The sequence below is a fragment of the Streptomyces sp. MMG1121 genome (genome assembly GCF_001280015.1).
In the GTDB taxonomy this organism is placed as follows: Bacteria; Actinomycetota; Actinomycetes; order Streptomycetales; family Streptomycetaceae; genus Streptomyces.
The window spans coordinates 1-4,695 of the sequence record NZ_LGDV01000005.1 but is presented as its reverse complement, the minus strand read 5'-3'; the positions used below and the strand labels follow the sequence as shown (position 1 = coordinate 4,695).

At 73.8% G+C, this 4,695-nt stretch carries 1 protein-coding gene; it reads right to left on the bottom strand.

The window, feature by feature from the left end; genetic code table 11:
• The coding region (locus tag ADK64_RS03045) for a type I polyketide synthase (RefSeq protein ID WP_199829466.1) at positions 1 to 4,695 on the bottom strand (4,695 nt) is incomplete at both ends.

The following is a 4,695-nucleotide window of genomic DNA, read 5'->3' as shown; positions in this document are numbered from 1 at the left end:
CCGGCCCATCCCCAACCGCTGCGACCCCTGCCCCGAGAACAGGAAGGCCAACGCGCCCTCCGTCACCGAACCCTCGACCACATCCGGCGACACCTCACCACGCGCCAACGCGTCCAGGCCCGCCAGGAGTCCCGTCCGGTCTCCGGCCAGCACCGCGGCCCGGTGGGGGAACGCGGTCCTCGTCGTCGCCAGCGAACGGCCGATGTCGGCGACCCCGGAATCCGGGTGCTGATGGACGTACGCACGCAGCCGGGCTGCCTGTGCCCGCAGGGCCTGCTCGGTCCGGCCCGAGACGACCCAGGGCAGGGTGGGCAGGTCCGGAGCCTCGACAGTCTCGTCCCCGTTCTCGCTGTGCGCCCCGTTCTCCGTCGGCTCCGGCTGCTCGAGGATGACGTGCGCGTTGGTGCCGCTGACGCCGAACGAGGAGACACCGGCCCGGCGCGGGCGCCCGTCCGTCCGGGGCCAGTCCACCGTTTCCGTCAGCAGCGAGACGGCCCCCGCCGACCAGTCGATCTGCGGGCTGGGCGCGTCCACGTGCAGCGTGCGCGGCAGCGTCTCGTGCCGCATCGCCTGCACCATCTTGATCACCCCGGCCACGCCCGCGGCCGCCTGCGTGTGACCGATGTTCGACTTCACCGAGCCCAGCCACAACGGCCGGTCTGCATCCCGCCCCTGCCCGTACGTCGCCAGCAGCGCCTGCGCCTCGATCGGATCACCCAGGGACGTACCGGTGCCGTGCGCCTCCACCGCGTCCACATCGCCGGTCGACAGCCCGGCGTTCGCCAACGCCTGTCGGATCACACGCTGTTGGGACGGACCGTTCGGTGCTGTGAGGCCGTTGCTCGCGCCGTCCTGGTTAACCGCCGTACCCTTCACCACGGCCAGTACGGGGTGCCCCAGGCGCTGTGCGTCGGAGAGCCGCTCCACCAGCAGCATGCCGACGCCCTCCGACCAGCCGGTGCCGTCGGCCGCCGCCGCGAACGACTTGCAGCGGCCGTCCGCCGCGAGCCCCCGCTGCCGGCTGAACTCGATGAATCCGTTCGGCGTCGCCATCACCGTGACGCCGCCGACGAGCGCCATGGAGCACTCGCCCTGCCGCAGCGACTGGGCTGCCAGGTGCAGGGCCACCAGCGAGGACGAGCAGGCCGTGTCGACCGTGACGGCCGGCCCCTCGAGGCCGTACGTGTAAGCCACCCGGCCGGAGGCGACGCTGCCCGCGCTGCCGTTGCCGACGTAGCCCTCGAACTCCTCGGGGACCGTGCGCAGCCGCGTCGCGTAGTCGTTGTACATCACGCCGGCGAACACACCGGTGCGGCTGCCGCGCAGCGAAGCCGGTGCGATGCCCGCCCGCTCGAAGGTCTCCCAGGCGGTTTCCAGCAGCAGCCGCTGCTGGGGGTCGATGGCCAGGGCCTCGCGGGGCGAGATCCCGAAGAAGCCCGGGTCGAAGTCCGCCGCGTCGTGGAGGAAGCCGCCGTGCCGGACGGTGGACGTCCCCCGGTGGTCCGGGTCGGGGTCGTAGAGGGTGTCGAGGTCCCAGCCGCGGTTGGTCGGGAACTCCGCGATCGCGTCGCCCCCTCCGGCGGTCAGCTGCCACAGGTCCTCGGGGGTGCGGACGCCGCCGGGATAGCGGCAGGCCATCGCCACGATCGCGATGGGGTCGTCCGCGATCGGCGTCGTCGCGGATACGGACGGGGGCACGGGTTCGCTCCCGGCGCCGGTCAGCGCCGTCCGCAGGTGCCCGGCCAGCGCGGCGGCGGTGGGGTGGTCGAACACCAGGGTGGCCGGCAGCCGCAGACCGGTGGCCGCGTCCAGGTGGTTGCGCAGTTCGACGGCGGTGAGCGAGTCGAAGCCGAGGTCCTTGAACGCCTTGTCGGTGTCCACCGTTTCGGGTGAGGCGTGGCCGAGCGCGCTGGCGACGTGCCCGCGTACGAGCTCGAGCAGCGTGCGCTCAAGGTCCTGCGGAGCCATCGCGGCCAGGCGCTGCCGCAGCGAGGCCGGGTCGCTGGAGCCCGATCCGGTGGACGCGGTCCGGCGGCCCGGTGTTCCGCGTACGAGGCTCGCGAAGAGCGGTGGGAGTTCCGCCACGCGGGTGCGCAGTACGGAGGTGTTCAGCCGCAGCGGGACGAGTACGGGGCTGGTCGTCACCGCCGGCGCGTCGAGCGCGGCGTCGAAGAGCCGCAGGGCGTCGTCGGACGGCAGTGCCACGACTCCGGTACGCGCCATCCGCTGCCGGTCGGACGCGCTGAGGGCGCCGAACATGCCACGGGCTGTGCTGTCGGCCGGGCCGTCGGCCTGCGCCCAGGGGCCCCAGGCCAGCGACACCGCGGACAGACCGGCGGCGCGGCGCTGCTGGGCGAGTCCGTCCAGGAAGGCGTTGGCGGCTGCGTAGTTGGCCTGGCCGACGCCGCCGATGGTGCCTGCGGCTGAGGAGAACAGCACGAATGCCGCCAGGTCGCTGTCCCGGGTCAGCTCGTGCAGGTGGAGAGCGGCGTCGGCCTTGGGGCGCAGGACCGTCTCGAAGCGCTCCGGCGTCAGGGCGTCGAACACGCCGTCGTCCAGTGCGCCGGCCGCGTGTACGACGCAGCTCAGCGGGTGTTCTTCTGGGATACGGGCCAGCAGGGCCGCCAGGTCGTCGCGGTCGGCCGCGTCGCAGGCCGCGATGGTCACGTCCGCGCCCAGCTCGGTCAGCTCGGCCACCAGCGCGTCGGCCCCCGGGGCGTCCGGACCGCGGCGGCTCGTCAACACCAGGTGCTGTACGCCGCGTTCGGCTACGAGGTGGCGGGCGACCAACGCGCCGAGGGCACCGGTGCCGCCGGTGATCAGCGCCGTGCCCGCGCCGTTCCATGGGGTGTCGGTGGTACCGGCGGCATCGCCGGTGCGGGCGGACGCGAGGGACACCATGGGCGTCAGGCGAGGCACCAGCACCTCGCCCGCCCGCAGCGCCACCTGCGGCTCACCGGTACCGACGGCGCGCCGCAGCGCATCCGGCGCCACGGGCCACGTATCGCAGTCCGCCAGCACGAACCGGCCGGGGTGCTCGGCCTGGGCCGACCTGATCATGCCGTGCACGGCGGCCGCCGCGAGGTCGTGTACGCCCGCACCGTCGTGCGTGTCGACGGCACCCGAAGTGAGGATCACCAGCCGGGAGCCGGCGAACCGGTCGGTCGCCAACCAGGACTTCACCAGCGTCAGCACACCACTCGTCGCCGCGCGCACCGCCGCGGTGACGCCGTCGGCCTCGGTGGTGCCATCGGCCTCGGTGGCGACCGCGTACACCACCACATCAGGGGTGGTGTCGTCCGCGCCGATCTCCGCGAGGTCCTCGACCACGCGCAACGTGCCCGCCTCCGCGGTCTCGGGCGCCGCCGGGACCGTGTGCACCGGCGTCCAGTCGACCCGGAACAGGCTGTCGCGGGGAATCGCCCGGCCCGCGTCGAGCTGTTCGCGCGCCACCGGCCGCATGGCCAGCGAGTTCACCGACGCGACCGGGCCGCCGTCCGGGTCCGCGAGCCGCAGCGAGAGCGTGCCGTCGCCATTGGGAGCGATACGCGCCCGCAGTGCGCCAGCCCCCGCCGCGAACAGACTCGTCCCTGCCCAGGAGAACGGCAGGCGCAGCTCTCCCGCGCCCGCCTCATCGGCCAGGCTGTGCAGTACGGAATCCAGGAGCGCGGGGTGCAGCCCGAACCGGTCGCCGTCGAGCCCCTCGGGCAGCCGGACATCGGCATAGATCTCCTCCCCGAGCCGCCAGGCCGCGCGCAGTCCCTGGAATCCGGGGCCGTACGTGACCCCGGCGTCGGCGAGCCGGGCGTAGAGGGCGTCGGTGTCGATCGCTGTCGAGCCGGTCGGCGGCCACACGTCCGGCCACTCGTACGCGTCGTCGGGCGCGTCGGCACCGGTCGCGTCCGTCGTCGCCAGCGTGCCGGTGGCGTGCCGGGTCCACGGGTGGTCGTCCGCCGTGGCCTCCGGACGCGCGTACACGCCGATCGGTCGGCGCCCGGCCGCGTCGGCCTCACCCACCGTGATCTGGAGCAGTACGGCGCCCTGCGGGTGCAGCAACAGTGGTGTTTCCAGGGTGAGTTCGGAGACCTGGTCGCAGCCAGCCTCGTCCCCTGCGCGGATCGCCAGGTCCATGAAGGCGGTACCGGGCAGCACCACCGTGTCCAGCACGGCGTGGTCGGCGAGCCAGGGGGTGGTGGACAGGGCCAGCCGGCCCGTGAGCAGCAGCCCGTTCCCGTCGGCGAGCCGGACGGCGGCGCCGAGCAGCGGGTGATCCACCGGCGCCTGTCCGGCTGCGGACATTCCGGTGGTCGAGGACGACGGCAGCCAGTAGCGCTGCCGCTGGAACGCGTGGGTCGGCAGGTCCACGCGTCGGGCACCGGCTCCGAACAGCGCGGTCCAGTCGACGTGCCCGCCCCGCACGTGTACGTGCGCCACGGCGGCGGTCAGCGTCTCCGCCTCCGGGCGGCCCTGGCGGGTGGCGGGCACCAGCACGGCGGCGGCACCGTCCCCCGTCAGGCAGGCACGGCCCGCCGCGGAGAGCACGCCGTCCGGGCCGAGTTCCAGGAACGTGTGGACCTCGCGGGATTCCAGGTACCGCATGCCGTCGAGGAATCGGACGGTGCTGCGGACGTGCTCCACCCAGTAGTCGGCGGTGGTGATCTCGTCGGCGGACGCGAGCGTACCGGTGACGTTGGA